The organism is Deinococcus cellulosilyticus NBRC 106333 = KACC 11606 (assembly GCF_007990775.1).
In the GTDB taxonomy this organism is placed as follows: Bacteria; Deinococcota; Deinococci; order Deinococcales; family Deinococcaceae; genus Deinococcus_C; species Deinococcus_C cellulosilyticus.
On the sequence record NZ_BJXB01000006.1, the window covers coordinates 166120 to 191590 of the forward strand.

28 protein-coding genes are annotated in these 25471 nt (G+C 55.9%); 13 read left to right on the plus strand and 15 right to left on the minus strand.

Annotation, left to right across the window (positions count from 1 at the left end):
- Positions 1-8: 8 nt before the first annotated feature.
- Genes DC3_RS08695 through DC3_RS08725 form a run of 7 tightly spaced genes read left to right on the plus strand, consistent with a single transcriptional unit; the run spans position 9 to position 6801 of the window.
- Positions 9-458, plus strand: a complete 450-nt coding sequence (locus DC3_RS08695; protein ID WP_146883959.1) for a 6-pyruvoyl trahydropterin synthase family protein — start codon at positions 9-11, stop codon at positions 456-458.
- Positions 455-1057 carry a GTP cyclohydrolase I FolE gene (gene folE / locus DC3_RS08700; protein WP_146883960.1) on the plus strand — a complete coding sequence of 201 codons (603 nt, stop codon included), beginning with the start codon at positions 455-457 and terminating at the stop codon, positions 1055-1057. The genes DC3_RS08695 and folE overlap by 4 nt, the downstream gene beginning before the upstream one ends.
- Positions 1054-2127, plus strand: coding sequence for a hypothetical protein (locus DC3_RS08705; protein WP_146883961.1), 1074 nt, complete (start codon positions 1054-1056; stop codon positions 2125-2127). Before folE ends, DC3_RS08705 begins: the two co-directional genes overlap by 4 nt.
- Positions 2128-2187: 60 nt before the next feature.
- Positions 2188-3186 (plus strand): LLM class flavin-dependent oxidoreductase, encoded by a 999-nt coding sequence (locus tag DC3_RS08710; RefSeq protein ID WP_222594725.1) that lies wholly within the window; start codon positions 2188-2190, stop codon positions 3184-3186.
- Positions 3183-4319, plus strand: a complete 1137-nt coding sequence (locus tag DC3_RS08715) for a glycosyltransferase family 4 protein (RefSeq protein ID WP_146883963.1) — start codon at positions 3183-3185, stop codon at positions 4317-4319. Before DC3_RS08710 ends, DC3_RS08715 begins: the two co-directional genes overlap by 4 nt.
- Before the next feature lie 41 nt (positions 4320-4360).
- Positions 4361-6100: an ABC transporter ATP-binding protein gene (locus tag DC3_RS08720; protein ID WP_146883964.1), complete on the plus strand. Its 1740-nt coding sequence runs from the start codon at positions 4361-4363 to the stop codon at positions 6098-6100.
- Positions 6097-6801, plus strand: coding sequence for a 4'-phosphopantetheinyl transferase family protein (locus tag DC3_RS08725; protein ID WP_146883965.1), 705 nt, complete (start codon positions 6097-6099; stop codon positions 6799-6801). Before DC3_RS08720 ends, DC3_RS08725 begins: the two co-directional genes overlap by 4 nt.
- A 43-nt stretch (positions 6802-6844) precedes the next feature.
- On the opposite strand, the gene DC3_RS08730 is transcribed toward DC3_RS08725, so the two are convergent.
- The 5 genes from DC3_RS08730 to DC3_RS08750 all read right to left on the minus strand — a co-directional run bounded on the left by DC3_RS08730 (position 6845) and on the right by DC3_RS08750 (position 9771).
- Positions 6845-7804 (minus strand): beta-ketoacyl-ACP synthase III, encoded by a 960-nt coding sequence (locus DC3_RS08730; protein WP_146883966.1) that lies wholly within the window; start codon positions 7802-7804, stop codon positions 6845-6847.
- A gap of 89 nt (positions 7805-7893) precedes the next feature.
- Positions 7894-8460 carry an NUDIX hydrolase gene (locus DC3_RS08735; RefSeq protein WP_146884030.1) on the minus strand — a complete coding sequence of 189 codons (567 nt, stop codon included), beginning with the start codon at positions 8458-8460 and terminating at the stop codon, positions 7894-7896.
- Complete coding sequence (locus DC3_RS08740) at positions 8438-9067, minus strand: MazG family protein (protein WP_146883967.1); 630 nt, start codon at positions 9065-9067, stop codon at positions 8438-8440. Before DC3_RS08740 ends, DC3_RS08735 begins: the two co-directional genes overlap by 23 nt.
- Before the next feature lie 2 nt (positions 9068-9069).
- Entirely contained in the window at positions 9070-9303 is a 234-nt protein-coding gene (locus DC3_RS08745; RefSeq protein WP_146883968.1) for a hypothetical protein, read from the minus strand.
- 18 nt (positions 9304-9321) lie between these two features.
- Positions 9322-9771 (minus strand): helix-turn-helix domain-containing protein, encoded by a 450-nt coding sequence (locus DC3_RS08750; protein ID WP_146883969.1) that lies wholly within the window; start codon positions 9769-9771, stop codon positions 9322-9324.
- Between the two features lie 91 nt (positions 9772-9862).
- On the opposite strand from DC3_RS08750, the gene DC3_RS08755 reads away from it, so the two are divergent.
- From DC3_RS08755 to DC3_RS08780, 6 genes are all read left to right on the plus strand, one after another.
- Entirely contained in the window at positions 9863-10288 is a 426-nt protein-coding gene (locus tag DC3_RS08755) for a GlcG/HbpS family heme-binding protein (RefSeq protein WP_146883970.1), read from the plus strand.
- The gene (locus DC3_RS08760; protein ID WP_146883971.1) at positions 10285-11181 is read left to right on the plus strand and encodes an aldo/keto reductase; all 897 of its coding nucleotides are present in this window, start codon (positions 10285-10287) and stop codon (positions 11179-11181) included. Before DC3_RS08755 ends, DC3_RS08760 begins: the two co-directional genes overlap by 4 nt.
- Positions 11182-11252: 71 nt before the next feature.
- On the plus strand, positions 11253-12434 hold the full coding sequence (locus DC3_RS08765) for an acetate kinase (protein WP_146883972.1): 1182 nt from the start codon (positions 11253-11255) through the stop codon (positions 12432-12434).
- Positions 12431-14506, plus strand: coding sequence for a phosphate acetyltransferase (pta, locus tag DC3_RS08770; RefSeq protein WP_146883973.1), 2076 nt, complete (start codon positions 12431-12433; stop codon positions 14504-14506). The genes DC3_RS08765 and pta overlap by 4 nt, the downstream gene beginning before the upstream one ends.
- Positions 14507-14666: 160 nt before the next feature.
- Positions 14667-15155 (plus strand): SRPBCC family protein, encoded by a 489-nt coding sequence (locus tag DC3_RS08775; protein ID WP_146883974.1) that lies wholly within the window; start codon positions 14667-14669, stop codon positions 15153-15155.
- A gap of 263 nt (positions 15156-15418) precedes the next feature.
- Positions 15419-16123: an SDR family oxidoreductase gene (locus tag DC3_RS08780; protein WP_146883975.1), complete on the plus strand. Its 705-nt coding sequence runs from the start codon at positions 15419-15421 to the stop codon at positions 16121-16123.
- A 52-nt stretch (positions 16124-16175) separates the two neighbouring features.
- Here the strand turns inward: DC3_RS08780 and DC3_RS08785 are convergent, their stop codons facing one another.
- The 10 genes from DC3_RS08785 to DC3_RS08830 form a co-directional block, all read right to left on the minus strand.
- Positions 16176-16973: a MerR family transcriptional regulator gene (locus DC3_RS08785; RefSeq protein ID WP_146883976.1), complete on the minus strand. Its 798-nt coding sequence runs from the start codon at positions 16971-16973 to the stop codon at positions 16176-16178.
- The gene (locus DC3_RS08790; RefSeq protein WP_146883977.1) at positions 16970-17578 is read right to left on the minus strand and encodes a GyrI-like domain-containing protein; all 609 of its coding nucleotides are present in this window, start codon (positions 17576-17578) and stop codon (positions 16970-16972) included. The genes DC3_RS08785 and DC3_RS08790 overlap by 4 nt, the downstream gene beginning before the upstream one ends.
- Positions 17579-17638: 60 nt before the next feature.
- Positions 17639-17887 (minus strand): hypothetical protein, encoded by a 249-nt coding sequence (locus DC3_RS08795; RefSeq protein ID WP_146883978.1) that lies wholly within the window; start codon positions 17885-17887, stop codon positions 17639-17641.
- Positions 17888-17984: 97 nt separating this feature from the next.
- Positions 17985-18662, minus strand: coding sequence for a ribose 5-phosphate isomerase A (gene rpiA / locus DC3_RS08800; RefSeq protein ID WP_146883979.1), 678 nt, complete (start codon positions 18660-18662; stop codon positions 17985-17987).
- Positions 18659-19141, minus strand: a complete 483-nt coding sequence (gene prxQ / locus DC3_RS08805; RefSeq protein WP_307724735.1) for a thioredoxin-dependent peroxiredoxin PrxQ — start codon at positions 19139-19141, stop codon at positions 18659-18661. The genes rpiA and prxQ overlap by 4 nt, the downstream gene beginning before the upstream one ends.
- Before the next feature lie 184 nt (positions 19142-19325).
- Positions 19326-20861, minus strand: a complete 1536-nt coding sequence (locus DC3_RS08810) for a glycoside hydrolase family 36 protein (protein WP_246130610.1) — start codon at positions 20859-20861, stop codon at positions 19326-19328.
- A 72-nt stretch (positions 20862-20933) separates the two neighbouring features.
- On the minus strand, positions 20934-22250 hold the full coding sequence (locus DC3_RS08815) for an ABC transporter substrate-binding protein (RefSeq protein ID WP_146883980.1): 1317 nt from the start codon (positions 22248-22250) through the stop codon (positions 20934-20936).
- A 128-nt stretch (positions 22251-22378) separates the two neighbouring features.
- On the minus strand, positions 22379-23296 hold the full coding sequence (locus tag DC3_RS08820; RefSeq protein ID WP_146883981.1) for a carbohydrate ABC transporter permease: 918 nt from the start codon (positions 23294-23296) through the stop codon (positions 22379-22381).
- A gap of 13 nt (positions 23297-23309) precedes the next feature.
- Positions 23310-24233, minus strand: coding sequence for a carbohydrate ABC transporter permease (locus DC3_RS08825; RefSeq protein ID WP_146883982.1), 924 nt, complete (start codon positions 24231-24233; stop codon positions 23310-23312).
- A 102-nt stretch (positions 24234-24335) separates the two neighbouring features.
- The gene (locus tag DC3_RS08830; RefSeq protein WP_146883983.1) at positions 24336-25352 is read right to left on the minus strand and encodes a LacI family DNA-binding transcriptional regulator; all 1017 of its coding nucleotides are present in this window, start codon (positions 25350-25352) and stop codon (positions 24336-24338) included.
- Positions 25353-25471 lie beyond the last annotated feature (119 nt).

Genomic DNA, 25471 nt, shown 5'->3' on the forward strand with positions numbered 1-25471 from the left:
CTGAACCCGTGCTGACTTGCATCAAAGAATACAAGGACATTCCCTTTGCACACCGTCAATACCGCCACGAAGGCCATTGTGCTTTCATCCACGGTCACAATTGGAACATCAAAATCACTTTCAAAGCCGCAACCCTGGACCAGAGTGGCTTTGTCATGGACTTTGGAAAGTTGAAACCCATCCGCAACTGGATCGATCATCACCTGGACCATGCCTGCCTGCTGTCCAGCAATGATCCATTGCTGGACACCCTGCTTGCGTTCAACCAGCAGCACCATGTTTTCAAGCTGCTGGTGCTGGAAGATGTGAGTTGCGAAGGCCTGGCCCAGCACCTGTGGCAAGTGTTTTCCAGTATTTTGCAGCAAGAAACAGGTGGCCGGGTGGCCATTCATTCCATTGAAGTTTTTGAGAACAAAAGCAACGCGGTGGTCTTCACTCCCCAGGGGGTCCAGGGATGACAGCCACACACACAGTGACTTTTGAAGAAGCCTGCAAAGCCATAGAAGTTCTGCTGCGGCATCTGGGAGAAAATCCATCTCGTGAAGGCCTGCTGGACACCCCTCACCGGGTGGTCAAAGCCTGGCAGGAACTGGTCGGTGGATACCACCTGGATCCCCACGAGATCCTGTCCACCACTTTTGATCTGGGCGATGTGGAAGAAGGTGGTGCTCTGCGCCACGTCAACTTCGTGATCAGCAAGAACCTGCCTTTCGTTTCCTACTGTGAACACCACATGTTGCCTTTTGAAGGGGAAGCCCACCTGGCCTATGTTCCCCAGCCTGGGGGACGGGTGGTTGGCCTCAGCAAACTGGCCCGCCTGCTTGATGCTTATGCCCGGCGTTTTCAGGTGCAAGAACGCCTCACTGAACAGCTGGCCGGGACCCTGGACAGGGCCCTTCAGCCGATGGGGGTGGCCATCATGGTGGAAGCCTCTCACAGTTGCCAGTGTGCCCGTGGCATCCGCAAAAAAGGACGAATGGTCACCACTGCCTACACGGGCATCTTTCAGATGGATGCAGCCAGCCGCCAGGAATTCCTACAACTGGTGAAACCATGAGCACAGCTGAAAATCTCATCCACAATGGAACAAACGCCCCAGTGCCTGAACAGTGGATTTTGCCCATCTCCACCCAGGCTCCCATCAAGGGATTTCATTTTTATGCCTTTCCCATGGCCATTTTGTGGGACCACCCTGAGACACACGATTGGTTGTTCAGCAATTTTTTGCATCTGGCTTTTCGCAAGAATTATGGTTCTGTCCCGGTTCCTTTTGCGTTTTACTTTGATGACTATGCCAGCTCTCCCCACCTGACCACTTCAAAACTGTCCCGGGAAGTGCTGCGGTTGACCCGGATTGATGGGGTGCAGTTTGTGCAAAATGCCCTGCTGCAAGGCCATCATGTGTACCTCAACCTCAATGAGTATTTTGTGCCTCACAAAGCAGCCCATCAGGTGCGCAACAACTCCCATGACAGTCTGGTCTATGGATACCAGGATGGCCATTTTCTGCTGCTGGGCTATGACAAGACAGGACGGTTTCGCTCCACTGAGATTGCTTTTGCAGATTTTGCCCAGGCGTATGACACCCTGGATCAGATGCCAAATCCCTGTGAGCAAGTGATCCTGTACAAATACAACCCGCATGGAACCTATGAACTGGACTTGCATTTCCTGGTGGACACGCTGGAGGATTACCTGGACTCCGTGAACATTTCGCATAAATTCACCATGCTGCACAACGCCTGGGATCGTTCGTACGGCTTTGGGTCGCATGCCACCCTGCTGGAATTCATTGAAAAATGTCTGCGGGGAGAGACCTACTGGGATTACCGGATGGTACACACCCTGTATGAGCACAAGAACTTCATGCACTTGCGCCTGGTCCATTTGCACAAGAAACTGGGTTTTGCAGAATTTGCCACTGCTGCAGAACCTTATCAAGAAATGACCAGGTGGGCCGAGATGGTGCGTTACATTTTCCTCCACTGGACGAAAACAGAAGACCGCAGCAATGTGCACAAGATGGCCGAATTGATCAATAAAATTGCAGATCTGGAATGGAAAGTCCTGCACCAGCTTTTGCAGGCACTCAGGGTCAGGTCTCTGAAACCTGTGGAGGTGATGTAAATCAAGATTTATGGTGAAATCCCTGGGCAGGAGTACATTCGGGGTCTGGGCAAAACCTATTTGCAGGGCCTGTCCACCATCATTGATTATTACGACCAGTCGCGTCACCACCAGGGGGCACTGGTGTACCACAACCTTCACACCCTCAATGTCTGGTCTGTCACCAGCCATGTGCTGGCTCACTCAAGCAAGTTGCGTCCTCTGGTTGCCGTGCAACCCCATGCTGCGCCACCTGTGACTGTGGCACAACAGGTGTGGTCTCTCGCAGAGTTGCATGGGAGGGCTGTGGATCTGAACCTGGTGACTGGCTCAAATCCACAGGATTTTCAGATCCTGGGGGAACACCTGGAGCATGGTGACTTGTATGTCCGCCTGGCGGAACATGGACATGCATTGCAGAGTTTGCTGGATGACAGGGTTTCCCCCCCTGTCAGGCCAGCCCTGTATCCCTATGCCTTTGAGAAGTTGAAGTATACCCTTCCAGCAAGCCTGAGACCCAATTTTTATGTTGCAGGGATCTCCAGTGATGCCCAGAAGCTCGGCATCCAGCTCAGGGCAGTGAATTTCACCAACCCTGAGCCTCTTGCAGGGTGGTCCCTTTTTCTGAGCACCCTGCAAGAACGCCTGCCCACATTCCGACATGCCCTGCGAGTGGGGCTGGTGGTTCGACCCACCGAAAGTGAGGCCTGGCAGGTGGCCCGAGCCCGGTTCCCCACCAGCAACAAAGGAAAAGTGGATGCTTTTTTTCGTTCCCGTTCAACCTCAGAGTGGCTGAAACGCTCGGCCATTCTGGCCTTGCAGAATGTCCAGGATGGCCCCTTCTGGATGGGTGCCTTCCTGTCCGGTCAGGCACATTGTCCTTACCTGGTGGGTACTCCTCATCAGGTCGCCGAACTGTTGAGGCAATACCAGAAACTGGGTTGCGAAGCCCTGCTGATTGATACCCCTTTTGAACCACAGGATTTTGAGCATGTTGAGGCAATGCTGGACCTGTTGTTTACAAAAACACCTCAAGTTGCTGTTGCAAACATGAACCACCAGAACCTGGAGGTTCCGTGAACATTCTGCACCTCACCACCGAATACCCCCCTCACATCTGGGGGGGCATGGGACGAAGCGTACCCCGACTTTGTGCTGCCCAGGCCCGAGCAGGCCATCAGGTGACTGTCTTGGTTTATGAATACCTGCAAAACCGTCAACAGGTGGAAATTGAATTCCGCCAGCACTGCCGGATTGTTCGGGTTCCAAGCCTGGACCTGAGCTTGTTACAGGCTCACCTGGACTTCTCAGGTTTTGACATCATCAACTGCCACATTTTCTTCTTCGCCCCATTGCTGCAACAGCTTGGGCTTCCTTTTGTGTACACTGTGCGTTCCATTGAGGCACTGGATCTGAAAAAACGTGGGGTCACGCCCAGCGCGGATCACCTGAAAAACATGGACATGCAAAAGCAACTTGTTGAAATGGCTGCACACCTTGTGGTGTGCAGTGAAGCTGAAAGACAGCATGTGCAGGCATATTTCCCAGATTCTGCACCCATCTCTGTGGTTCCAAACGGGTACGAGGTGGAGGCAGGCAGGAAAATGAACCAGAGGTCTTTTGCACGACCTTTAAAGAAATTGCTTTTTGTGGGGCGGTTCACCGAGAGAAAAGGCATCGACATTCTGCTTGGTGCCTACGCATTGCTGCTGAAAGAAAGGCCCGAAGTGCAACTGACCATTGTGGGAGGCAATTCGGGCATGAATGACAGGCTCTTTCTGAGCAAATTGATTGAAGGGGTGGATGCCAGTCTGCTGGGGCGGGTTCAGTACACCGGCTGGCTGGACGATGAGCAACGACTCGATGAGATCTATCGAGACCATGATGTGCTGGTGGTGCCCAGCACCTATGAACCTTTCGGAAACATTGTCCTGGAGGGCTTTGCAACTGGTATTCCGGTGGTGGCAAGCAACATCGGTGGCCCAGCCGAGATCATCAGCCATCAGTGGACTGGGTGGCTGTTCCAAAATGCCGATGTCCAGGACTTGAAAAACAGTTTGATGGAAGTGCTCGATTGTCCCCCCAGGCAGCTTGAAGCCATCACACGCAATGCACAGCAGGCACTGTTGCAACATTATGATTGGAAATCTGTGGCAACCCAGACGTTGCAGGTCTACAGTGTTCTGTTGAGAACCCCAGTGCTGCCTTCCTGAAGTGTTTTACATTTCGTATTCCATCGATCCAAGGAGTCAACATGCAGTATTCCCTGAACAATACGAATTTCTCCAGTCTGATCAAGCAAATCCTGCGGCGCAACCCGGGCTTTGTGGTGGCGTTGTTGTTGTGGTCTGTTTTCTGGTCTGGTTTGATGTCGACCACTCCCCTGATCTTGCGAGAAATCATCAATGCCATTTCTTCCGGGCCAGGCATCGATCTTTCAAAAATCAGCTGGCTGTTCGTTGCCTATGTGGCTGCCCAGGAATTGCTCAATGTGGCCTGGCGGGTGTGGGATTATGTCAAACTGAAATACACCCTCACCATCACCCGTGACCTCAACAACAGTGTTTTCTCCACCATTTTCGGTTACTCACGGCAGTATTTTCTGCAGCACTCCAGTGGCTCCCTGACCCGCAAGGTGGGTGCTCTCTCAGACAACATACAATCTCTTTTTGGCCTCAGTGAGAACATCACTCCACGTGTGGTGGGTGTGGTTGTGACTGCAACAATTCTTTCGTTCACCAACCCTTATTATGGTCTGTTTTTTGTGCTGTGGTCCGGGTTCTTCATCTGGCTGTCGATTTATGCCAGCAAAAGGTCCATGCCTTATTCTGAAGCCGTTGCTGAAGCATCTGCCCAGAAAGACAGCAACCTGGTTGATGCCCTGTCCAACGCAGTGACGGTGAAATTGTTTGGCGGAGAACAGCTGGAAGCAGGACGGTTTGGGAAGGTGATGGATGGTTTCTTGAAAGCGGAACGAGACCTGCAGATGTTCTTTCTGAAAATCCGATATCTGCAAGGCCTGTCTGTGGCTTTGATGATTGCTGCCTTGTTTGCCACCTACCACCACAACCTGAAATCCGGTCAGGCCACTCCTGGAGATGTGGCTTTTATTCTGGCAATTTCTCTCAACATGGTGTGGGAAGTGTGGCTGATTGGCAGCCAACTCAGTGGAGCCAGCAAAGTGGTGGGGGCATGTGTCAATGCCCTGCATGCCGTCACACAGGATGCGATTGAAGAACCCAGGGGGAACAGTCTGGCTGAGGTCTCACAAGGACGCATCACCCTTTCACAGGTGCACTTCAATTACCCAGAAAGTCCAGATGTGCTGAAAAACATTCACCTTGATGTTCTTCCCTGTGAACACATCGGCATTGTCGGAGAAAGTGGCTCAGGCAAAACCACCCTGATCCATTTGCTCTCAGGCCTCTACAACAACTACCGGGGTTCCATCAAAATTGATGGTCAGGAAATCCGTGAGATGGATCGGCAGGCATTGTTGAAGCACATTTCCATCATTCCCCAGGATGTTTCGCTGTTCAACCGCACCGTTCGTGAGAACATCCTCTATGGCAAGGTCAGCGCCACCGAGGAAGAACTGCATGCAGTTCTTGATATGGCAAATGCCAGGTTTGTGCTGGATTTGCCTCAGGGACTCGACACCGTGGTTGGCGAACGGGGCAACCTGCTTTCAGGAGGTCAAAAGCAACGCATTGCGATTGCACGTGCCATCATCAAGAAATCCAAGATCATCATTCTGGATGAAGCCACGTCTGCCCTGGATTCCCACTCTGAAAGTAAAATTGTTGACATTGTCAACCATGCCTTTGTTGACCGGACTGTGCTGGTCGTGGCCCACCGTCTGTCCACCATTCAGAAAATGGACCGGATCATTGTGATGCAGCAAGGTCAGGTGGTGTCTGTTGGAACCCACACAGAACTCCGTCAGAGTTCAGCACTCTATGATGAACTGGTTGAGAAGCAAAAGATCCTGTGAGATCCATCGAAACACCACCCCCCACTGTCACGCCAGCGGTCTGCACCCTTAAAGTGGTGTTGACCCTGTGCAGTGCAGATGTTGCACCTCGCACTGTGGTGCAACGTGTGATTCACCAGCATTGTTCTCCTCAGGCCTGGGACCTGGAGCATGACCGTCAGGGACGTCCCTGGCTGATGCTGCCAGAAAGGAAGCCCATCAGCATCAGCCACACCTCCAGCATGGTTGCAGTGGTTTTTTCTGATGGTTTGCATGTTGGCGTGGATGTCGAAAAAATCCGATGCCTTCCCACCCGACTGGTCAGTGGATTTCTAACCAGCAGTGGTTTTTTTGATCCACTGGACCTCAATAGGCTGCATCATCTCCATGGTACACATGCAGAACTCGCCACCTGGACCCTTTTTGAAGCCATTGTCAAAGCGGATGGAAGAGGGATTCATCAGGCAGAGGGGAACATCACCCTGCACCCCCAGCCCACCGGGGTTTGGTTGACCCGTTATGCCAGACGTGACTGTGTGGTGCGATGGATCTACTCGGATCAACATGTTTGCTGCCTGGCTGTGGAAGTGCCCCCGTCTGACACCCAGGTGCGCATCAGGTGCTGTCTGCAGGAGATGCACACCTGGACAGGTGCTGAGAACCTTTCAGGCAGCTCAGGTTTCTCGGTTTTGTGGAGCCGGGAATTTGACCTGCTGGGCTGAAACCTTGCAGTTTCAGGTGTGCAGTTGCAGGGGGATGGTCACATCAATGACCCCATACCAGCACCCCAGAAGCCCAGGTGAGCCCTCCACCGAATCCGGCCAGTGCGATGGTGTCCCCTTTGTGAACGAGCCCTTCACGGACGCCGTACTCCAGGGCCAGAGGAATGGTGGCACTGGAGTTGTTGGCATGCTCATGCAGGCTGATCACAAATTTGTTGATGTCCAGCCCAAGGCGATCTGCTGCAGATTCGATGATGCGTGCATTTGCCTGATGGGGCACGATTCGATCCAGGTCCTCCACGCGGAGGCCTGCTTTCTCTACAGCAACCTGGATGGCTTCTGGGATGACCCGTGTGGCAAATTTGAAAACCTCCCGGCCATTCTGGACGATGTGAACCTGCATGGGATCGCCTGATGGAAGGACCCGGGAGGTGGCTCCGGCATGCAGGTGCTTTCCACCAGACCCATCTGTGCCCCAGGCGAAGCTCTTGAAACCGTAGGGCTCCGGGACTTCTTCCAGGATGGCTGCTCCGGCTCCATCTCCAAAGAGCACTGCAGTGGTGCGGTCTTCCCAGTTGGTGATTTTAGAGAGGGTCTCTGCGCCAATCACCAGGGCTTTGCGGCTGATGCCACTCTGGATCTGACTCACCCCCACATTCAGGGCGTAGACCCACCCTGCACAGGCTGCAGAGAGGTCAAAAGCAGCGGCTTTGAGTTTGAAGTGGTCCTGAACCAGAGCGGCAACCGAGGGAAAGTAAGCATCTGGAGTTGCAGTGGCAACAATCACCAGGTCCACGTCTTTGAGGGCCTCAGGGTCCAGTTTTGCAACCGTCTGAATGGCCAGGGTGCTGGTGTACTCATGCTCGGCAGCGACAAATCGCTGTTTGATGCCTGTGCGGCTGTAAATCCATTCGTCGCTGGTGTCCATGATTTTTGAGAGGTCATCGTTGCTCAGGCGTTTCGCGGGCAGGTGGGTGGCGAGGGCAGTGATTCCAACATTCATGATTCCATCCTATAATTGACTGACCGGTCAGTCAAAGAATGATGTTACAATCCTCCATGCTGATCCTTCGTCCACCGGACCAGCAAAAGTCAGTACTCTCTGGGATGGAGCTCAGGGTGCAACACCCCATGAATGATTCTGCCCGTCATGCCCCAGATGCGGTGTCCTTTCCAGGGATAGGTGTAAATCAGGTGGGTGCGCCCTTTGAACTGGCGTTCCAGGGTTTCTGGAGGCAAGTGGAGAAGATCTGCAACAGGAACCAGCAGGATCTCTGCAACTTCTGAGGACAGTGCAAAAGGATAATTCGCTGGAAGGGTCGCAATCACCGGGGTGACATGAAAACCCAAAGGGGTGAAAGTGTCGTCCCACAGGCCATGCACCTGCACCACCTTCGGGTCCAGGCCCACCTCCTCCCAGGCTTCCCTGAGGGCGGCCTCTTTGATGGTCTCCCCTGCCTCAATCTTGCCACCCGGAAAACTGATCTGGCCCTGGTGGCTCGGAAGGTCCAGAGACCGCACGGTCAGCAGCAGGCGTGGGTTCTCTTCATCGGTGAAACCCACAAGGACAGCTGCACTGCGGTATTCAGGCAGGTGCAGGGTCACACGCTCACGGGATTTCAGGGTGTTCAGGATTTTATTCAGCAGGGTTGAGGGCATGGGCAATTCGCTGTTCGGTGCGGGCACGCAGGGCAATTTCGGGGTTCACGTCCAGGCTTCTGGCCCAGGCAATCACGGCTTCGAGGACCTGTACGACCCCCTCTTCAGATTCAGGAGCAGACTGCAGTGCTTGCTGCACACCATCCTTTGTCCCTTTGGCTTCTTGCAGGGCTTTCATGGTCTGCCTGGACCGCTCCAGTGCACCAAGACTGCTGGGAATGCGCTCCAGGGGGTGTTTCTCTTTGCCCCCGTTTTCGGCGGTTTTGATGGTCTGCCAGTTGCGGGTGACCTCTTCCGCATTCTCCACAGTGGTGTCACCAAAGACATGAGGATGGCGGCGAATGAGTTTGTCACAGATGCCCTGTTCCACTTCTGCGTAACTGAAGGTGCCTGACTCTTCTGCGATCACAGAGTGAAAAGCGATCTGCAAGAGCACGTCTCCGAGTTCACCTTTCAGTTCCTGCAGGTCCCCTTTGGAGATGGCATCCACGGCCTCTGCCGCCTCTTCGAGCATGTAGGGGCGCAGGGATTCGTGGGTCTGCTCCTGGTCCCAGGGACAACCGTCTTTCGCCCGGAGGCGGCGCATGATGTTCATCAGGTCCAGCATGACTACCTTTTGAGTCCTTTAAGGGTGTCACTGAGCACCTCTTCAAGCTGAAACTGCTTCAGGACCTTGCTGGCCTCCGGGTGGGTTTCCAGGTAAGTCAGGGCAGAGGGGTCGATCGACTGCATGGCCCGCAGGTAGGCTTTCTGCACCTCGGGCGAGAAGGACAGGAAGGCAGCCACCCGGTCCTGGTCGCTTTCAAGGGCGGGGGAAACGGTTTTCTTGGCCTTGCGTTTCATATGCCCAGCATACAGGGTTCAGACCCCGCAGATGGTGGCGATGTACCGCCCGAAGTTGAGGGTTTCCTCCTCATCGAAGCTGCCATCTGTCTTCTTGGTGGCCCGCAGGTACTGGTACAGGGTCACCATCAGTTTCATGGTGGCGTCCAGTTTGAAGTGGGGGTCGGTCTGCCCGGAGAGTTGCAGGGCGTACTTGATGGCGAGTTCCAGGGCCGCCATGTCCACGACTTCTGCCTGGCGGTATCGGAAACCTCCTCCGGTGGCCAGCCATTCCAGGGAGCAGTTGGCTTTGCTGGCGATCTGGTTGGCTCTGGAGAGGCTGGGCTCGGCCCCATTGAGGTATTTGCGAACCAGGGCCTCACCCAGACCCACTTTGCGGGCGAAGGCGGAAACGCTCTGGTCTCCAATCAGTTCTCTGAGGCGCTGTGCGAAGGTGCTGGGGATGGGTTCAGGGGCAGTGTTTTCCATACTTTAGTACGAAATTTAGAACCAGAGTATTGACATCTGGGATCGATCCCGTAAGATGATTCTACAGGACCCCACAGTCCAGGAGGAACCCATGAAACACCAGTTGAACCTGGGCGATCTTGAAGCCCAGACGGCCATCCAGGCCATTCATCAGGCATTGGTCCACAGAAACCAGTCAGCCGTCATTGCTGTCGCCGATTCACACGGCGACCTGCTGGCCCTGCGCAGAATGGACGGTGCAGGTCTCCCCTCCATTCAGGTGGCCACCAACAAGGCTTACACCGCTGCAAGGCTTGGAGAGGTCACTGGTGACACAGGAAAAGCGTCTGTCACCCAGGGCTGGAGTTTCAGTGACTACGGCGAACTGAAATACGTGGGCTGGGATGGTGGTGTGCCCGTGTGGCATCAGGGACAGGTGGTTGGTGCTGTGGCCGTCAGCGGTCTGCGTCCCGAAGAGGACCGTGATCTTGCCGAAATCGGCATCCAGAAACACCTTGAAGTGGAGGTGCTCGCATGACCCACACCGAACTGAAGCCTGGAAAGCTGAAGCTTTCAACCATTGTCGCCGGGGCATGGAGAATGGCTGACTGGAACTGGAACCCGCAAGACAGGCTGCACTGGATCGAGCAATGCATCGAGCGGGGCGTGACCAGTTTCGACCATGCCGACATTTATGGCAATTACAGTGTAGAAGGCCTGTTTGGTGAAGCCCTTGCCCTGAATCCAGAGTTGCGCAACCAGATGCAACTGGTCAGCAAATGCGGCATCAAATTGATCTCAGACCGGAGACCAGAACACCGGATCAAGTCCTACGACCACTCAAAAAAACACATCATCTGGTCGGTCGAAAATTCCCTGAGGGAACTCAGGACCGACCGCCTGGACCTGCTGCTCTTGCACCGCCCGAGTCCCCTCATGCAGGCAGATGAAGTGGCAGAAGCCTTCAGTGAACTGCAACAGCAGGGAAAAGTGCTGGCTTTCGGGGTCTCCAATTTCACCCCTCATCAGTTTGACCTGCTGAACAGTCGATTTGAACTGGTGACCAATCAGATTGAACTCTCCCCCCTGCACCTTGATCCTCTGCACGATGGCACCCTGGACCAGTTGCAAAAAGAACGGGTGGCTCCGATGGTGTGGTCCCCTCTGGCCCAGGGCCGCATTTTCACCGATTCTGGAGAACGCAGTGTCAGGGTCAGGCTGACTCTGGAACGCCTCGCCAACGAACATGGCGTATCTGTTGCAACGCTGGTTTACGCCTGGATTCTGAAACACCCCAGCCGTCCCCTCCCCATCACCGGGTCCCAGCGCATGCAGGTGATCAACGAAGCGGTTCAGGCCCTGAACGTGCAACTGTCGGAACAGGACTGGTTCGAGGTCTGGCAGGCCTCACAAGGGCATGAGGTTCCCTGAGACAGACGTCCCAGTCTGGTCCGGGTCAATCCTCACTTTGAAACCGCTGACGGGCGGGTAAAGTGAGAGGGATGCGCGATACCCTGGTCATCAACTGCGGAAGTTCTTCCATCAAATTTGCCCTGATTCATCCCCAGAGCCAGACCACAGTGGTGAGTGGCCTGGCCGAGAAGCTCAATGAAACGGGTCCTCTGCTGACCGTCAAAACAGCCAGGGGCAAGGAAACCCTGCCTCTGGCCGAGCAGGGGCACGCTGAAGCCATGCATGGAATTCTGCATGCCCTGGAGTCCCTGAACCTGTTGCAGGATGTGGCTGCCGTCGGGCACCGCATTGTGCACGGTGGTGAATACTTTCATTCGGCCACCCGGGTGAATGATGAAGTGTTAAAAGCCATTGAGGCCTGCATTCCGCTGGCTCCACTGCACAATCCGGTGAACCTGCTGGGCCTTCAGGCCGCCCTGGAAGCCTTTCCAGACCTGCCCCATGTGGTGGTCTTTGACACCGCCTTTCACCAGACCATGCCGGAACATGCCTACAGGTACGCCGTTCCGGCTGAACTGTACCGGGACCATGGGGTGCGGCGTTATGGTTTTCACGGCACCAGCCACCAGTATGTGACCATGAAGGCCGCTGAAATGCTTGGAAAGCCTCTGGAAGAGACCTGCTTTGTCAGTGCCCACCTGGGGAATGGCTGCTCCATCACTGCCGTGAAAGGGGGTCAGAGTACAGACACCAGCATGGGCCTCACCCCCCTTGAAGGCCTGGTGATGGGCACCCGTTCCGGAGATGTGGACCCGAACCTGCACCTCTTTTTGCACCAGACGCTGGGGCTCTCCATCGAACAGATCACGGACCTCCTGAACAAGAAGAGTGGTCTGCTGGGGCTTTCTGAGCTGTCCAACGATTGCCGGGAACTGGAGCAGGCCAGACTTGCCGGTCACACAGGGGCGTCTCTTGCACTGGAAGTGTTCTGTTACCGTCTGGCGAAGTACGTGGCGGCCATGGCGGTTCCGCTGGGCCGCCTGGACGCCCTGATTTTCACCGGAGGCATTGGGGAGAACAGCCGTTTTGTGCGTGAAAAAACCCTCTCTCATCTGGGCATTCTGGGCCTCAGGCTCGACCCGGAGCGCAATGCAGGTCTCGTTGGTGGGCAATCTGGCCCCATCACCCTGGAGGGGGGCACCCCTGCACTGGTGGTGGGCACCAATGAAGAGCTGATGATCGCCCTGCAAACAGAAAAGGTGCTGACATGAAAACATTCTTTATTGCTCCTGTCGGACAGCAGGTGGGACTGTCGAGCACGGCCCTTGGGCTGGTGCGGGCCCTGCAGCGTGCCTCTCTGAAAGTGGGTTTCTGCAAACCCATCGCGCAGGACCATGCCAGTCTGGACCGCAGTGTGCATTTTGCCAAGGAGAACTGCAAACTGCACGCCCCTGCTCCCATCAACCTGGACCGCGCCGAGATGTTCCTCGGGCAGCACCAGGAAGACGCCCTGATGGAGGAGGTGGTGAGTGTCTTCCAGCGGGCCGCCGAGGGGGCAGACGTGGTGGTGGTCGAGGGTCTGGCGATCACTGGAAAGAACCCTTATGCCCACCAGCTCAATGTGTCGATGGCCCGCAACCTCGGAGCAGACACCGTGCTGGTCGCCACACTTGCCGGGAACCCCACGTTTGAACTGGCAGACCAGCTGGAGATCACCGCCCATGACTTCGCCAGCAGCAGCAGGCAGGCCATTGCCGGTTATGTGCTGAATTTTGCTGATGCCGATCTGGACGTGATGAAGCTGGTCCATGACCTGCGCACCCACAGCGACCTGCTGGGCAGTTTGCCGATGCTGGGGATCATTCACCGCAACGCTGAACTGGCTGCCCCGAGAACCTGGGATGTGGCCCAGCACCTGCACGCCAGAATCCTGAACCAGGGTCACATGAAGATGCGCCGGGTGCGGGCGAACATGGTTTCTGCCCGTTCGGTGAACCGCATTGTGGACCTGTTCCGTCCCGGGACACTGGTGGTGGTCCCCGGAGACCGCGAGGATGTGATCATGGCGACCAGTCTGGCCAGCCTCAACGGCATCCCTCTGGCAGGCATGCTGATCACCTGTGGCGAAATGCCCGACGAAACCATCCTCAGGCTGTGCCGCCCGGCCCTGAATTCGGATCTGCCCGTCATGCTGGTGGATTCCAACAGCTACCACACTGCAAATCTGCTGAACCAGATGGACCCACAGGTGCCCCTTGATGACCTGGAACGCATGGAGCAGGTGCTGGACTTCGTGGCGGACCGTCTGGACACCGGGCACCTCAAGCAGAACATCCACGTGGCCCATGAGCGCAAGATGCCCCCTCCGGCTTTCCGTTATGAACTCATCCAGAAAGCACGGGTGGCCCGAAGGCGCATTGTCCTCCCTGAAGGGGATGAACCCCGCACCGTGCGTGCAGCCATCCAGTGCCACGAGAAAGGCATTGCCGAGTGCATCCTGCTTGCCAAGCCTGAGAGTGTCCAGCGGGTGGCCGAAGCACAGGGCCTGACGCTCCCGGACTCCCTGCGCATTGTGGACCCGGTGTCCGTGCGCAGCCGTTATGTGGAACCGATGGTGGAACTCCGCAAGCACAAGGGCCTCACCGCGCCCATGGCCGAACACCAGCTTGAGGACACCGTGGTGCTGGGCACCATGATGCTGGCCCTCGGTGAGGTGGACGGTCTGGTCAGTGGGGCCATCCACACCACCGCCAACACCATCCGTCCTGCCCTGCAACTCATCAAGACTGCCCCCAACACCCGCATTGTCAGCAGTGTCTTTTTCATGCTGATGCCCGAACAGGTGCTGGTCTACGGAGATTGCGCAGTGAACCCCAACCCCACTGCAGAAGAGCTGGCAGACATTGCCATTCAGTCGGCAGACTCTGCTGCAGCGTTCGGGATCACCCCGAGGGTTGCCATGATCAGTTACTCCACCGGAACCTCCGGAGCTGGGGACGATGTGGAGAAGGTCCGTCAGGCCACGGAACTGGCAAAAAGCAAGCGGCCAGACCTGATCATTGACGGTCCAATGCAGTATGACGCTGCGAGTGTGGCCAGTGTGGGCGCACAGAAGGCTCCAGGCAGTCCGGTGGCAGGCAAGGCCACGGTGTTCATCTTCCCTGATCTGAACACCGGGAACACCACCTACAAGGCCGTGCAGCGCAGTGCCAACGTGGTGAGTGTGGGTCCGATGCTGCAGGGTTTGCGCAAACCCGTCAACGACCTGTCCCGGGGTGCACTGGTGGATGACATCGTGTACACCATTGCCCTCACGGCCATCCAGTCCACGCAAACGCAGTAACGCAAAAGTTTGCTGTCCATCCCGGGTGAAAAGCCCGGGATTCTTTTTTGGGACGGCTTTGAACAGAAGATGTGATCTCAATCACAGCGTTCATGGTTTTGTAAGCGTTTTTTATTTACACTGAAGGACATAGGGCACAATTTCTGCAAGGAGAGCGACCATGAACAGCTACAAACACACCGAACGGCTGAGCACTGCCCCTGGAGACCTCTGGAAGGTCCTGACCGATGTCGCCCACTGGAGCACCTGGGACCCGGAAGTGGAGAGCGCCACCCTGGAAGGCATTTTTAGACAGGGCGCAAAAGGAACGATCAAACACAAAAACGGTGCTGTGATCAGGTTTTCTGTGCTTCTCTGTGATGTGGGCCAGAGCTACATCATCTCCACCACCCTGGCACTGGGCGTGGAAATGCTGACCAAACGCTACTGGGAACAGGACGGCAAAGACCTGCTGCTGACCCAGGAGGTCACCCTGATTGGCCCCATGGCTCCCATTTTCATGCGCATGCGCAAAGAAGGCCTTTCCAGAAATGTTCCTGCAGCACTGCTGAACATCAAAGGACTGCTGGAACCCCACTTTCAACAGGGCACAAAAGAAACCATCAACCGCAATATGAGTGGTGAAAACAAGCCTGGGTCGGCGTTCTAGCAAGCACATCCACTGGAAGCGTTTCTATTCATGGTCTACTTGCTGAAACCTGGGCTTCTGGTCCAGGTTTTTTGTGACTCTGAAGGGGTTGTGGATGGTATGAGAGGAGAAAACCGTATTGTAGATGCCTCCATGTCGTTTTCCTGAAATCCTGAGTCCATGCACTACTCTGACGCCTTTGTGCTGATGGCTGACAACTGATCCATCCAGAGCATGACCTGGCTCCCATTTCCCATGAACACTGGGATTTAAACTGGAGCCCTATGAAATATCAGAATGCACTGATCACCGGCGGTTCCAAAGGCATCGGATACAGCATTGCAAAAACCCTGCTCGAAGCAGGACTGAACGTCACCATCACCGCTCGCAAACAGGAAGAGCTTGACGCTGCAGCCCAGTCTCTGGGACAGCCCGAAAAAGTGCTGGCGGTCAAAGCAGATGCCAGAGAATACAGCCAGCTTGAAGCCGCAGTGCAGGCCCACCTTGAGAAATTCGGTGCACTGGATGTGGTGGTGGCCAACGCAGGGGTGGGTGTGTTCAAACCCGTGCAGGACCTCAGCATTGAAGACTGGCATGCGGTCATCGACACCAACCTCACCGGAGTGTTCTACACCCTCAAGGCCAGTGTGGATGCCCTCAGCAAAACCAAAGGATACCTGATCACCATTTCCAGTCTGGCAGGCAAAAACCCCTTCGCTGGAGGGGCAGCTTACAACGCCAGCAAATTTGGCCTCAATGGCTTCACCGAAGCGGCCATGCTGGACCTCCGTGCCCTGGGCATCAAAGCCACCCAGATCATGCCGGGAAGTGTCGCCACCCACTTCAACAACCACACCCCGAATGAACAGGACGCCTGGAAAATCCAGCCCGAAGACATCGCCCAGATTGTGCAGGACCTGCTGGAGATGAATGAAAGAACCCTGCCTTCCAGGGTGGAAGTGCGCCCAAGCCAGCCCAAAAAAGGCTGAATCAAGATTTTTGAGGGAGGAAGCATGGCTTCCTCCCTTTTTTATGGCTGTTTCACCTGATGGGCCAGCACACCTCAGTGCGGTACTGCTGTGCAGCCGCCACCTGAGAAGGGCCAATCAGGTACACCTCTCTGGGAGGTCCTGCTGGACCGTGGCCCAGACCCTGCATCCCTTCCAGCAGCGCCGTGTATGCCCCTGAGAGCGCATCATATGGACCGGAATGCAAGGTGTGAAGCACCAGACCGGTGGGAAACATCTGGACCTCGGGGCAGTCCTTTGATGGAGCCACAACGGGAATTCCAGCTTCCACCGTGAGGTCCTCTTCCCGGAATTCCTGATCGTGATACATCAGGAAAGGAGCACCATTCGGCCTCAGGTTCAGGTCGGCGGCCCTCCTGTAAAGGGATGCAAAGAGGGCACCCAGGTTCTGCTGGATCTGCAAAAACGTGGAGGTTTCTGTGTGGGTGATGGCGTGCCACCCTTCCTCTTCTCGCACAAAAACCTCATGCCTGGAGAGGAGCAGGTGCGGAGGCTCTTCCAGAGCAGCAATTTTCTGTTGCAACTGCACAAGCTCCTTCTCCAGTTGGTCCCGGTGCTGCTGCATGCGGCGCTGGAGTTCCAGGGGGTCTTGTATTTGTAACAGGTCCCGAATGGCCTCCAGCGAGAAATCCAGGGACCTCAACCAGCGGATTCTTTCGGCATCCTGTGCCTGAGAGAGGCTGTAGTAACGGTACCCCGATGGCTCGATGTGCGCCGGTTTCAACAGCCCGATTTCGTCGTAATGCCTGAGCAGCGAGACCGAAATGCGGGTCACCTGGGAGAAACGGCCAATGGGAACCAGGGGTCTCATCGGCTGGTCACAGGGTAACGGATCAGGGTTTTCAGTTTCTCAGGAGCAGCACGGGTGAAATCAGACAGGTAGATCTCATGGTGTTTCCCTGAGATGCTCAGGGCCTGCGCTGCAATCGAGTTGTGCAGCCGCTCAATGGTCTCCCCTTCCGCGCTGAATGGGCCCACATGCAGGACCTGGGCCACCTGCCCTTCCGTGAAGGTTTCCAGTCGCACCTCACTCAGCCTGTCCAGCCCTTTCTTGCGAATCACTTCTGAACGGATCTGCTCAAAGAGCGCTGGAGTCAGGTGGTCTGGTTGCTGGATCATCAGGGTCCAGTGCCAGTGTTCACGGCTGGCCTGCACCGCATCAAATTCAGGAGCTTGCTCGTTTCCCATCCACCAGAGGCCCTCAAGGGGTTGCACCTTGTGTTCAGTGCCCAGCTTTTTCAGGGCAAATTTGATGGCGTAAGACAGGCTGTAGAGGGCAGAAACAGCTGTTTTAAAAGCAGGGGCAGTGTTGGGGTCTCCTGTGCCATCCAGCATCAGGCACTGGACCGGAGGCAACTGTAGAAGCTCAGGATCGTGGCGTTTCGGGGCTCTGGGGGCTTTCAGCAGGGTGTTCATCGGACCTCCTGCCTTCAGTATCGGGTCTCCAACGGTTGCAGGGTCAAGGGCAGGAATCCTTCAGGATGAAGGGTCAGTCAGGTCCAGAAAGTGATCGGGGTCATCAGGCTGGAAGACCTGCCTGATCCATTCAAAAGCGCTGCGTTCACTCTCAAAATTCCCGTACTCGCTCGGGTTTCCCTCGGTGAAGTAAATGCGGATCTGCCACTGGGTGGGCAGAATCTGGTGCACCTCCACCCGGGTCACCTGATCCAGGTTGATCACGTTTCTGTGTCCATTGGGATTTTTGACAATCAAGAAGTGTGCCATGTTTCAAGCATGACCCGAGGGGCACGAAAAATCTGTAGCATCCAGGAAAGTCAAAAAGCGCCCCGGGGCAGGGCGCTCATTGCAGGTTCTGATCGCTTCAGGCCCGGCTGAATTCTTCCACACGGTCTTCATGGGCAACAATGGCCCTGGCGGCCATGCCCAGAAAGAATCCGGTGTCCACCACACCCAGGGTGCCTTTGAGGTCCCGTTCCAGTGCAGTGGGGTTGGGATGGTTGAACCAGAGGTCCGCGATGAAATTGCCGTTGTCCGTGATCAGGAGCTCACCGTTCTTCTCTCGAAGTTTAGGCTCACCGAACTTCGAGAGGCGCTGCAGGGTGCTCTGGATGCCAAACTGCACCACTTCCACAGGCACAGGGGCCTTCTGCCCGAGATGAGACACCAGTTTGGTGTGGTCGGCAATCACAATGAACTCTTTTGCCTGGATCTCCACAATTTTCTCGCGCAGCAGAGCAGCACCGAGGCCTTTGATCAGGTCCAGCGTGGGAGAGATCTCATCTGCCCCATCGATGGCAATGTCCAGAGGGGTGGGGTCCAGGTCCAGCACGGTGATGCCATTTTCACGGGCCAGACGCTCGCTGTCGATGCTGGTGGCCACAGCAACAATGTTCGTCAGTTCACCATCGCGGAGTTTGCGGGCCAGTTCCAGAATGGCATACTTTGCGGTGGAACCCGTCCCCAGACCGACCCGCATGCCACTCTGGATATAACTTACAGCCTTGATGGCCGCCTGTTCCTTCAGGGCTTCGAGGCTCATTTTGCCCTCTTTTCCATGTCAGCTTTGATGGTTTTGAGCACACTCTCGGCGTGCCCATCCACCTTGACCATGTACCAGGCTTTGACCACTTTGCCTTCTGGATCAATCACGAAGGTGGTGCGCTTGATGCCTTCGGTGATGGTGCCAAAGTTGTTCTTGGTGCCCCAGGCCCCAATTTCGTTGATGTATTCGCCACTCAGGTCGGAGAGCAGGGGGAAAGGCAGGCTGTACTTCTCGGCAAAAGCCGTGTGGCTCTCCTGATCGTCTTTGCTGAGGCCCAGCACCTGAACCCCGAGTTGCTTGAGTTCAAGGTTGTCCCGGAAATCGCAGGCCTCTTTGGTGCATCCAGGAGTGTCGTCCTTGGGGTACACATAAAGCACCACATACTTGCCCCTGTAATCGGAGAGGCTGTGCGTCTTGCCGTTCTGGTCCTGCAGCTGAAAATCAGGCATCTGTTGAAGGGGTTCGAGTTTGCTCACAGCACTAGGTATACCATGTGGGATTTCAGGTTTGTGGAGGGTGGATTGGATTTGAGCCGAAGGCCTGACTTGATGCCAAGGGCCGAGAGCCCAGGGCCGAGGACTGCTTTGGCCAGAGCGTTGTCTTAAGCATGGAAGCATTCGAGACGCGACAGCGAGAGCCCTCAAGCAGCCCAGCTTTGCTTTAGCCAATGCCATGAAGTGCCATGCCTTCGGCCCTCGGCCCTCGGCCCTCGGCTTTCCTGCTGGCATGAGGCGCAATCCCATCCTGCAGCTCTTCGGTCAGGTTAAAAGTCACCGTGCGGTAATGGGTGGGGGCAAGACCAAACCGCTCGTTGAGGGTGGCGGGCAGGTCCCGGGGATGGAATTCCAGAGAGGTCCTCAGCAGGTCAATGTCTTTCTGTTCAAGCAGCATCAGGGGATCGCTTGAGGCCAGCAGTCCTCCTGTGACTTGCACGAGTCTCAGCAGGGATTCCCGTTCCTGGTCGCTGAGCAGGCTGAGTTTCTGGCGGGCGATCATCACGTCGGGGTCGGGCATGTACCAGTGGTGCTGGTAGAAGCGGCTCAGGCAGGTTTGCAGGGTGCCTTTCAGGCTGGGGTGGCTTCCATCTTTGACCCACCTGCGTCGGGCGTAATCGTCCCAGAAGGGGGTCACGTCGGGTCCAATGCGCATGGCGTCTACCAGGCCGACACTCTGGGCCAGAGGGGCACCGCATCCCAGAAGAAAAGCGTCTCCTGCGCCTTTTTTGAAGGCTTCCATTCCTTTTCGGTAGGCTTCTGTTCTGCTGAGTCCGTTCTGGCGCACGCCGGGCAGGGCTCCTGCAAAAAGGAAATCCAGCTTGAAGTAGCTGTATCCGAAACTTCTGAACGTGCGGGCGAGGTCTTCCAGCCAGTCCAGCACCTCCTGCTGGCTGAGGTCCAGGGCGTAATAATCGTTGTCCCAGTTGTCTCCAGCAATCACCAGCTGTCCCTGGGTGTCTCTCAGGAACCACTCTGGATGGTTCTGAAAGAGTTGACTGGTGGGACTGGCAATGAATGGAGCCATCCACAGGCCTGCTTTGAACCCAAGCCTCTCCATCTGGGCAGGGATGCCTGCCACATCTCCCTGGAAGGTGGGGCGTTTTTCCAGCCAGTCGCCGAGGTCGTTCTGGTAACCGTCATCGAGCTGGAAATAATCGAAGGGGAGGTCGAGTTCACGGGCAATCCGGGCGTTCTCGATGAAGTCACGCTCGGTGATGTTGCGGTAGTAGGAGTACCAGCTGCACCACACCCGCACAGGATTCCACACTGGGGCCTGCATGTTCTGAGCGAACTGTCTGGAGAGGTCTTCAATGCGCTGTATGGGCTGATCGGTCCACTCAAAGACCACTTCTTCGGGGGTGCCATCGACCTTCAAAGTGACGGTCACGGCATTCTGTTCAATTCGGGCTTCCCAGCAGGCCACGCTGGTTTTTGCGGAGAGGGCAAACCCGATGTAAGCCCCTTTTTCGGTCACCAGGGCAATCAGGTGGTGGCTCCGCCACACGCCTGCCTGTCCGGTGGGTGGGAACTGGATGTCATAGCCCTGTTTGATCAGTGCTTCCAGAATGGGGGCGGTCTGGGTGTCGCTGAGGGGTCGGAGGTCGGCGTCACTCCAGCTCTGGTAGCCGTTGAGCAGGATGTCGTAGTGGTCCAGGGGGAGGGTCCAGGTGTGATGGGCGGTGATGATGTGTTCTTTCATGCTGATCTCCAGGCAGAAAAAGGGGGAAGCCCCAATGGGCAGGGCTTCCCTGGGAAAGAGGAGAGCGTGGATTTACTTGAAGAGGGCGTTGACTTTCTGGTTGGCTTCCTTCAGGGCTTCCGCTGCAGGGGTTTTGCCCAGGAAGACGTTTTCGAGCGCAGTGGTCATGATCGAGTTGATCTGGCTGGCGTTGTCGGTGATCGGGAACAGGAAGGTGCTGCCTTTGGCCTTGGCGGTCTTGGTGAAGGCGGAGACGTCTGCCCCATTCTTCTTGTGGGTGGCGAGGGCCAGGTTCACACCACTGTTGACGGCCGGGAACACCGCACCGTACTTGCCGACCACATTTTCACAGGCAGGAGAACCCAGGTACTTGACCCATTTCCAGGCTTCCTCTTTCTTCTTGCTGCCGACCCAGATGCTGTCCGCGAGACCGTTGAACATGCTGGTGCGTTTTCCGGTGGGACCCACGGGCAACAGGGCGAAGCCCACATCGAATTTGGCGTTGTCGATGTACCACTTGATCATCCAGCTTCCGTCCGTGGTCATGGCCCCTTTACCGGCCACGAACTGGCTGTTTGCACCGAGACCCCGGATGTCCTTGTAGGGAATCAGGAAGCCTTTCTTGAGGCTGAGGTCGGTGAGCCACTGGATGGTCTCGGCCAGTCTGGGATCGTCATAGTAGTATTTGGTGGCATAAAGTCCATCGTTGTATTTGAAGCCGTTGGACACGGCAAGCCAGCTCCAGCCCGTCTGCCCGTAGGGGTTGGGATCATAAGGGTTCAGGAGGCCGTACTGCTTGACTTTGGTTTTGTCGAAGTTCTTGGAGAGACCATTGTTGCCGTTCTGGTCGAGGGTCAACTGGGCAATCACTTTCTCGAAGGAGCCACCGTCTTTGGGGTTCCACTTCAGGGCATTCAGGGTTTTTTCGCTGATCCCGGCTTTTTTCAGCATGTCTTTGTTGTAGATGATGGCAACGGTGTCCCAGTCCTTGGGCAGGCCGTATTGTTTGCCGTCTCTGCCCCACAGGGAGTACAGGCCTTCCAGGTAGATGTTGGTTTTCACACTGTCTCGTTTGATCCAGGGGGCGAAATCCACAATCTGACCGTTTGCCGCAAACTCGGGGTACTTGGAGAGGTGGTTGGTGAAGACGTCGGGTGCCGTTCCAGCCACAAATCCGGTGGTGATCCCGGTCCAGTAGTCGTCCCAGCCTTTCTGGGTGATCTTGATGTTGATGTCAGGGTTGAGTTTGGTGAAGTCTTTTGCGCACTGCTGGTAGGCAGGAAGCTGTGCGCTGTCCCACAGCCAGTAATCCACGGTGGTGGCGGCACTGGCGGTGGAGAGGGCGGAAGTGAGGGCAAGGATGCTGCTGAGGGTCACAAACTTTTTCATAACGTTCCTCCGGTTGGGCTGGGATTTTGCTCTGAAGTGGGGCCTTTTTGCAGTGTGCTGTCTCAATTCAAGGTCTCTCTTCCTCCTTGAACGTTGAAACCTGGGTTGTGGGTGCTGCTCAGGTGCGGTTACTTGCCGCCACTGAAGGCGAGGGATTCAATCACGCGCTTGCCCATGATCAGCAGCAGGATGAAAACCGGAATGATCGACAGAAAGGCTCCGGACATCAGGCCCGTCCAGTCCGGTGATCCCTGGGGGGTCTGGGTCTGGAATTGCTGCAGGGCCACAGGGAGGGTGTAGACGCTCTCGTCTTTGCCGATCAGGTACGGCCAGAAGAATTCGTTCCACATGCCGATGGTGGTGAGGATGCCGAGCGTGGCGAGGGGTCCCTGGCTCATGGGGAGCACGACCTTCCAGAAGATCATGAAAGGACTTGCACCGTCCAGAACAGCGGCTTCTTCGGTCTCTCTGGGGATGGAGAGGAAAAACTGCCTGAGGAAGAACACCGCAAAGGGGGTCATCAGGATGTAGGGGGCGACGAGGCCCTGCATGGTGTTCAGCCACCCGAGGTTCTTGATGGTGATGAAGTTGGGGATGAAGAGCACGATCCCGGGAATCATCATGGCGGTGAGAAACAGGGTGAAAATCTGGTCCCGGAAGGGGAATTTGAGTCTGGCGAAGGCGTAGGCAGCCAGGGCAGAGAAGAAGGTCTGTCCGATCACGATGAGTCCGGTGAAAATCACGGAGTTCCAGATGGATTTCAGGAAGTTCACGCTCTGTCCGGAGCCTCCGGCCTTGAGGGCTTCTTCAGCAGTGACCATGCCGAGTACCCGCTTGAAGTTGTCCAGGGTGGGCTCACTCGGGAGAAGCTGGCCTCCACTTTCAAAGAGGGTGGTGCTGCTCGAGAGGGCGGTCTTCAAAACGATCCAGATCGGGAAGATGGAGAGCAGGATGACCAGGAGGATGCCGAACCAGGCCAGGAAGTGTTCCCAGGCCATGCTCTTGCGGTTTTTGCGGGCTTGTGTGGGTTGGGTCTGCACGGTCATGTGGGTCCTTTCCTCAGGCCAGGTCCGACTGGTCGGCGCGGAAGAATTTGAGTTGCAAGACGGTGAAAATCAGGATGATGGCAAAGAGAATCATGCTCATGGCGGTGGCGTAACCCATCTTGAAGAAGGCGAAAGCATTCTCGTAGATGTAGTACACCAGCACTTTGGTGGCATCTGCAGGTCCGCCGTTGGTTGCCACAGCAACAGTGTCAAAGATCTGGAAGGACCCGATGATGGAGGTCACCACCACAAACACCGTCACCGGGCGCAAAAGGGGCAGGGTAATGCGCCAGAACATCTGTCCTTCGCTTGCGCCGTCAATCTTGGCAGCTTCGTAGACGCTTCTGGGGATGCTCTGCAGTCCAGCATAGAAGAGCAGGGCGGTGAATCCGGCGTGTCTCCAGATGTTCACGAAGGCCACGGTGGGCAGGGCCTGATCGGTGGAGGCAAAGAAGTCCTGTTTCGGAAGGCCCAGGGCTTGCAGGCCAGCATTGACGATGCCCAGGGAGGGATCAAGGAGCCACAGGAAGACCAGGGCCACCAGCACGTTGGAGAGCAGGTAGGGCAGGATCATCAGGCCACGGATGACCGTGCTCTTGACAACGCGGTCCATGGCCACAGCAAGCAGAATCCCCAGGATGGTCTGAATCGGGATGTTGAGCAACACGTACTTGAAGGTGATCCACAGGGCGTTCCAGAATTTCTCGTCCTGAAAAACCTGCCGGTAGTTTTCGATGCCAACGAAGGTGGGTTCCCTGAGCATGTTCCAGTCGGTGAAGCTGATCCACAGTCCACGCAATGCCGGGTACATGTAGAAGAGCACGAAACCGATCAGGGCTGGCAGGATGAAGGCAAGTCCGGTGAGGGCTTCCAGCCTGGCACTTCTGTTGACCGTGCCTCTTGCCGGGGTCTCTGGGGTGGCTTCTGTGGTGTTCATGGTCTCCTCTCCTCTTCAGGTTGATCGTTCAACTTACAGATCTGAAACAGTTGATCGTTCAACCAATGGGTCTGACTGAATGGGATGGGGCAGCAGTGAAGTTCAGGAAGACGAGCGAATGCGTAAACTGACGGGCATCCACAGGTGGTCGTGAATGTCCTGGCCATCGATCATGTCGACCAGGGTCTGCACAGCGTGATTGACCATTTCGACGTAAGGAACATGCACGGTGGTCAGGGGGGGATTGGTGTAACGGGAGAATTCAATGTCGTCAAAGCCAGTGATGGACACATCTTCCGGCACCCGCACACCCATCTCGAAAGCTGCACTGAGCAGACCAATGGCCATCCGGTCGTTGGCAGAAAGGATCGCGTCAGGTCTGGGGTTCAGGTTCCAGAGGGTCTCAAAGACCTGCTTTCCCCCTTCAAAAGACCAGTCTCCGTGACAGATGTAATCGCTGGACAGGCACACCCCGAGTTCACGGGTGGCTTCAAGGAACCCAGAGAGTCGAAGTTCTCCAGACTGGGTGTAATCTTCACGCCGTCCGCCCACAAAGGCCAGACATTTGCGGCCTTTCTGGACCAGATGGTGCACCAGTTGCCGGATGCCATCTCCATACTGGGGCATCACCGAAGGCAGAGAGGAACTGGCTTCAAAACGGTCAAAAAGCACAATGGGACGGTTCCAGTGGGACAGTTCATGAATCAGGGTGTCGGGAATGCTGGGGCTGAGGAACAGCAACCCATCCAGGCGACCCTGCGACAGGTGGACCTTCAACTCTTCGAGGTCGTTGGGGTTGTCCTCAAACACATGGTAGGTGAGCAGGCTGTAGTTTGCTTCTTTCGAAGCTTTCGAAACAGCAGATTGCACCATGTTGCGGTAGGGGTCTTCCACATCGAAATCGGCCACCTCGTAGAACACACATCCCAGGGTCATGGACTTCTGCTGCCGGAGCACCTTGGCGGTGAAGTTGGGGACAAAGCCCATCTCACGGATCACCCGTTCCACCCGTTCACGGGTTTCGGGCTTCACGCTCTTGGTGTTGTTGATGATGTTGGAGACCGTCTGGTACGACACACCAGCACGCTCTGCCACATCGCGCAGCGTAATACGGGTCACGGGGACACTCCTAGGGGGTTTGGTTGAACGATCAACTGATTTATAACAGAAATCGGAGCAGGGGTCAATTGCCCCCTGAAACGTTTTGTCAAATTGAATGGGTTTCGAACAGGTTGTTC

Excerpts from the sequence above, each read along its gene's own strand:
- folE (WP_146883960.1), top strand. The coding sequence starts at position 455 with ATGACAGCCACACACACAGTGACTTTTGAAGAAGCCTGCAAAGCCATA.
- DC3_RS08705 (WP_146883961.1), top strand. The coding sequence starts at position 1,054 with ATGAGCACAGCTGAAAATCTCATCCACAATGGAACAAACGCCCCAGTG.
- DC3_RS08720 (WP_146883964.1), top strand. The coding sequence starts at position 4,361 with ATGCAGTATTCCCTGAACAATACGAATTTCTCCAGTCTGATCAAGCAA.
- DC3_RS08730 (WP_146883966.1), bottom strand. The coding sequence starts at position 7,804 with ATGAATGTTGGAATCACTGCCCTCGCCACCCACCTGCCCGCGAAACGC.
- DC3_RS08735 (WP_146884030.1), bottom strand. The coding sequence starts at position 8,460 with ATGCCCTCAACCCTGCTGAATAAAATCCTGAACACCCTGAAATCCCGT.
- DC3_RS08740 (WP_146883967.1), bottom strand. The coding sequence starts at position 9,067 with ATGCTGGACCTGATGAACATCATGCGCCGCCTCCGGGCGAAAGACGGT.
- DC3_RS08745 (WP_146883968.1), bottom strand. The coding sequence starts at position 9,303 with ATGAAACGCAAGGCCAAGAAAACCGTTTCCCCCGCCCTTGAAAGCGAC.
- DC3_RS08750 (WP_146883969.1), bottom strand. The coding sequence starts at position 9,771 with ATGGAAAACACTGCCCCTGAACCCATCCCCAGCACCTTCGCACAGCGC.
- DC3_RS08755 (WP_146883970.1), top strand. The coding sequence starts at position 9,863 with ATGAAACACCAGTTGAACCTGGGCGATCTTGAAGCCCAGACGGCCATC.
- DC3_RS08760 (WP_146883971.1), top strand. The coding sequence starts at position 10,285 with ATGACCCACACCGAACTGAAGCCTGGAAAGCTGAAGCTTTCAACCATT.
- DC3_RS08765 (WP_146883972.1), top strand. The coding sequence starts at position 11,253 with ATGCGCGATACCCTGGTCATCAACTGCGGAAGTTCTTCCATCAAATTT.
- pta (WP_146883973.1), top strand. The coding sequence starts at position 12,431 with ATGAAAACATTCTTTATTGCTCCTGTCGGACAGCAGGTGGGACTGTCG.
- DC3_RS08775 (WP_146883974.1), top strand. The coding sequence starts at position 14,667 with ATGAACAGCTACAAACACACCGAACGGCTGAGCACTGCCCCTGGAGAC.
- DC3_RS08780 (WP_146883975.1), top strand. The coding sequence starts at position 15,419 with ATGAAATATCAGAATGCACTGATCACCGGCGGTTCCAAAGGCATCGGA.
- DC3_RS08785 (WP_146883976.1), bottom strand. The coding sequence starts at position 16,973 with ATGAGACCCCTGGTTCCCATTGGCCGTTTCTCCCAGGTGACCCGCATT.
- DC3_RS08790 (WP_146883977.1), bottom strand. The coding sequence starts at position 17,578 with ATGAACACCCTGCTGAAAGCCCCCAGAGCCCCGAAACGCCACGATCCT.
- DC3_RS08795 (WP_146883978.1), bottom strand. The coding sequence starts at position 17,887 with ATGGCACACTTCTTGATTGTCAAAAATCCCAATGGACACAGAAACGTG.
- rpiA (WP_146883979.1), bottom strand. The coding sequence starts at position 18,662 with ATGAGCCTCGAAGCCCTGAAGGAACAGGCGGCCATCAAGGCTGTAAGT.
- DC3_RS08810 (WP_246130610.1), bottom strand. The coding sequence starts at position 20,861 with ATGAAAGAACACATCATCACCGCCCATCACACCTGGACCCTCCCCCTG.
- DC3_RS08815 (WP_146883980.1), bottom strand. The coding sequence starts at position 22,250 with ATGAAAAAGTTTGTGACCCTCAGCAGCATCCTTGCCCTCACTTCCGCC.
- DC3_RS08820 (WP_146883981.1), bottom strand. The coding sequence starts at position 23,296 with ATGACCGTGCAGACCCAACCCACACAAGCCCGCAAAAACCGCAAGAGC.
- DC3_RS08825 (WP_146883982.1), bottom strand. The coding sequence starts at position 24,233 with ATGAACACCACAGAAGCCACCCCAGAGACCCCGGCAAGAGGCACGGTC.